This is a genomic window from Amycolatopsis sp. NPDC004772 (assembly GCF_053601215.1).
Genome location: NZ_JBSGBK010000173.1, coordinates 1 through 4,027, shown reverse-complemented (window position 1 = coordinate 4,027; position 4,027 = coordinate 1). Strand labels below are relative to the sequence as shown.

Sequence of the window (4,027 nt, the reverse complement as noted above, 5' to 3'; positions counted from 1 at the left end):
CCGTGTCAAGGCGGGAAAGCGTGCCTTGACACGGCACCGCCGGCCGTAGTCACAATCGGGCATCGGGGTCGCGAAACACCACCAAGGGTGAAACACCCCTCAACCGGCACGCTCGAGCAGCAAGACACACCCGACCGAAACCGGGATCACCGAGCCCGAGTACTCTCCCGCACCACCAACTCGGCCGCCACCAGATGCCGAGCCCCGGCGTCCCCACCGGCCATCCGCTCCTCCAGCAGCCCGAACGTCCGCCGCCCGACCTCGATGAAGTCCTGCCTCACCGTCGTCAACGGCGGGGTGAAGTACTCCGCCTCCGGCACGTCGTCGAAGCCGGCGACCTGGACGTCCTCCGGGACCCGGATGCCCGCCTCGGTGAACGCGCGCAGCAGGCCCAGCGCCATCTGGTCGTTGGCCGAAAACACCGCCTTGAGCCCGCGCTTGCCCACCAGTGCCCGGCCGGCCTCGTAGCCCGACCGGGGGCTCCAGTCGCCGCGGACCACCGCCGGGACGCGCAAGCCGCGCCCCTCCAGCGTCTCGCGCCAGCCTCGCTCGCGGTCGCGGGCCTCCAGCCAGTCCTCGGGGCCCGCCAGGTGCCAGACCGTCCGGTGGCCCAGGGACAGCAGGTGCTCGGTGACGCGGCGGGCGCCGTCGTACTGGTCGACCGAGATCACCGGGACCGGCGCCGTCTCGCCGCCGCCGACCGCCACCAGGGGGATGTCCGCGGGGGCCGCCTCGAGGGCGCGCCCGGCCGTCACGTGCGGGGCGATCACCACGATCCCCTCCACCGCCTGGCGCCGCAGGCTCTCCACCGCGTCGCCGATCGACGTCCGGCCCGGCCGCGTCACGCTGCAGATCGCCACGCCGTAGCCGGCCTCGCGGGCCGCGTTCTCGATCCCGTAGAGCGTGCTCGCCGGTCCGTAGAGATTGGACTCGAGCGCGACCACGCCGAGCGTGCCGGACCGGCCGGTGACCAGCGCCCGCGCGGCCGTATTGGGCCGGTAGCCGAGCTTCTGCACGGCGGCCAGGACCCGTTCGCGGGTCTCCGGGCGCACCGGCCCGCTCTCGTTGACCACGCGCGAAACGGTCATGTGCGAGACACCCGCCATCCCGGCGACGTCGGCCAGGCTCGGCTGCCGCGGCCCCGGCAGGGGAGTCCTCGTCTGCTCCCCCGGCTTCGCCCGGTCCACCACCCTGGCCCCCTCCACGTCGTACCGTCTCACCCCGAGACGGTACCGCCGAACCGACGCTGTCCGGACGCCCCGCGCCGCGTCAGGACCACCCGAACGGACGAGAGAGCGCTTTCACGACCGCCGTGACGCGCTGGGTGCCGTCCGCCCAGCTCGTGGCGGCCGACTGGGCGGTCAGCACGACCACGACGTACCGGCGGCCGGCGACCACCCCGCTGGTGTGCAGGGTGCGGTCCGGGTCGCAGCACGACCAGCCCTGGTCGACCGCCCAGTCGGTGGCGGTGACCGCGGCCGGGACGCCGAAGAGCTGCGCGGACCCGTCCGCGCCGCGGCGGGCCGTGCCGTCGAGGGCGCGCAGGATGATCTGCCGGGTCGCGACGGGGGCGGCGTCGAGCAGGTACCGGTAGCACCGCGCGATGTCGGCCGCGGTGACCACGGTGCCGCCCCACTGAGCGGGATCGGCGGGCGGGCGGGTCGAAGGCAGTCCGATCCGCGCGGCCCAGCCGGTCACGATCGCGGGGCCGCCCAGTTTCGCCCACAGCCGGCTCGCGATCGCGTCGTCGCTGCGCGAGAGCATCTCCGCGACGACGCCCGCGGGCTCGTCCTGCCGCAGCGCTTCGAGCGCGATGAGCAGCTTGACCAGCGACGCGGCCGGGTAGGGCGCGTCCGGCCGGTGGGCGACGAGGTCGCGGCCGGTCTGGCGGTCGTGGACGAGCACGCTCAGCTTCCCGGGCACCAGGTGTGCGAGCTCGACACCGGTGGGCGGCGCCGGCACCGGCGCCGCGGTCGCCGTCGTGGCCACGCTCGTCGTCAGCGGCGGCGGGACACCGGGCAGCGATCCGGCTTCGGCCGGCCCCGGCGGCCGCACCGCGGCGGCGACCGCCAGCATCGCCACCACCGCGGCGGCGCACGTCCCGGCGAGCACCATCGCGTTCTTCCTGTGCATACCGGGTGTTGTCCGCAAGCCGCCGTCGTGTTCCCGGATTGTGGCGTGCGTCTCATCCGGACGGGTGGCCGGGGACGGGCGCGGCGGGCCGCGACAACCAGTACCGTGACCAGAATCGTCGAACGGCTGGACCGGCCCGACCTCGCCGTACGGGATCCGAAGGAGATCTTCGCGCGGCTCTTCGACGAGTACGCCCCTCCCCTGCGCGGCTACCTCGCGGGCCGGGTGGGCGTGCACGTCGCCGACGACCTCGTGGCGGAGACGTTCGTCGTCGCGCTGCGAAGACGCGCGAGCTACGACCCGGCGAAGGCGCCGATCCGCGGCTGGCTCTACGGCATCGCCACCAACCTGCTGCGCAACCACGTGCGGCAGGAGGTCCGCGGGTTCCGGCTGACCGCGAAGGCGGGGGTCGAAGACCGCCCGGCCGAGAACCACGACACCACGGTCGCCGGCCGGGTCGACGCGGCGGCGCGCCTGCGCGTGCTGGCCGCCGAGCTCGCCGCACTTTCCGAACAGGACCGCGACGTCCTGCTGCTCACGTCCTGGGCCGGTCTCGAACCGGCCGAAGTCGCCGAGGCGCTCGGCGTGCCCGCGAGCACGGTGCGCTCGCGCCTGCACCGCGTGCGCCACCGGCTCCAGGCCCAGCTCGTCCCCACCGAGGAGAACCAGTCATGAACGAGCTCGACGAAACCCTCGAGCTGCTCCACCGCGAAGCCCGCACCGCACCGGCCGACCTGACCGCGGCCCGGGCCCGGCTGCTGGCCGAACTCGACGCCGAGCCGGCCGTCCCGCTGCGCCGGCGCCGGCTCGCGCTGCCGATCGCGGCCGTGGCTGCGGGCGTGGCCGCGGTGACCGTGGTCGTGGTCCAGCAGCGGCCGCCGGCTCCCGGCCCGGCCGCCGCGCCGCCGGCGACCACGGTTGCGACCGCGACGGCCCCGGACGTCCGCCTGCTGTCCGCGGTCCAGGTGCTGACCCGGGCGGCGGACCTGACCGTCGGCGCGACCGACCAGCCCGTCGGCCCGGGGCAGTTCCGGTACGTCGCCGAGCACACGTGGGTGCAACGCGGCGTCCAGACCGGCGACGGCACGGGCTACACGTACCTGTGGGAGCAGGAGATCGACCGCTGGATCCCCGCGAACGAGAACGACGTCTGGCAGGAGACGCGCAAGATCCTGCACACCGGGAAGTTCCTCGGCGGTTCGGTGCCGCAGTCGCAGGCCCCGGAGCCGGAGCTCACGGCAACGGACCAGGGCCAGTGGCAGGGCCGCTGCGGCGACTTCTTCCCGAAGGCCAAGCCGGCCAAGAAGTGCGGCGACGCGACCGACTGGGACAGCCCGGCGTTCTACGCGGCACTGCCCCACGACCCGGCGGCGCTGTACGCGAAGCTGCAGCAGCTGACGAAGGGCCGTGGCTCGACGCCGTCGGCGATGTTCCACTTCGGCATCGAGATCCTCCGCGCGGGCCAGATGCCGGCTGCGCTGCGGGCGCAGTGGTACCGGGCACTGGCGAAGATCCCGGGCATCACGGTCCTGGCCGCATCGACGAACCTGGACGGCCGGACCGGTGTCGCGCTGGGGCTGGACGACCGGCACGAGATCCGGCAGCTCATCATCGACCCGGCGACGGGCGGGTTCATCGGCGAGCGCACGATCGCCGGCGCGGAACCCGAGGAGCCGTGGCTCAAGCCGGGTACGGAACTGGGCGCGAGCGCGATCACGACCGGCGTGGCCGGACGGCTCGGCGAGGCCCCGCCGAAGTAGCGAACCGGCTCTCCGGTGGCGTTCGGTGCGTCAGATGCAACCAACGCCCCCACCGCCCCCACGGGGAAAAAAGCCACAACAGTAAAAAAAAAAGGAGTAAAGCAGGAAAAAAAAAAAAAATAACGGATTTCGGA

4 protein-coding genes are annotated in these 4,027 nt (G+C 73.6%); 2 read left to right on the top strand and 2 right to left on the bottom strand.

Annotation, left to right across the window (positions count from 1 at the left end):
- Positions 1-146: 146 nt before the first annotated feature.
- Together ACWEF6_RS42765 and ACWEF6_RS42760 are read right to left on the bottom strand one after the other, a co-directional pair.
- Positions 147-1,190: a LacI family DNA-binding transcriptional regulator gene (locus ACWEF6_RS42765; protein WP_449688176.1), complete on the bottom strand. Its 1,044-nt coding sequence runs from the start codon at positions 1,188-1,190 to the stop codon at positions 147-149.
- Positions 1,191-1,269: 79 nt separating this feature from the next.
- On the bottom strand, positions 1,270-2,133 hold the full coding sequence (locus ACWEF6_RS42760) for a hypothetical protein (protein WP_449688175.1): 864 nt from the start codon (positions 2,131-2,133) through the stop codon (positions 1,270-1,272).
- A gap of 105 nt (positions 2,134-2,238) precedes the next feature.
- Between ACWEF6_RS42760 and ACWEF6_RS42755 the strand changes: the two genes are divergently transcribed.
- A complete protein-coding gene (locus tag ACWEF6_RS42755; RefSeq protein WP_449688174.1) occupies positions 2,239-2,808 on the top strand; it encodes an RNA polymerase sigma factor in 570 nt (189 codons plus the stop codon).
- Positions 2,805-3,893 (top strand): CU044_5270 family protein, encoded by a 1,089-nt coding sequence (locus ACWEF6_RS42750; RefSeq protein WP_449688173.1) that lies wholly within the window; start codon positions 2,805-2,807, stop codon positions 3,891-3,893. The genes ACWEF6_RS42755 and ACWEF6_RS42750 overlap by 4 nt, the downstream gene beginning before the upstream one ends.
- Positions 3,894-4,027: the final 134 nt, after the last annotated feature.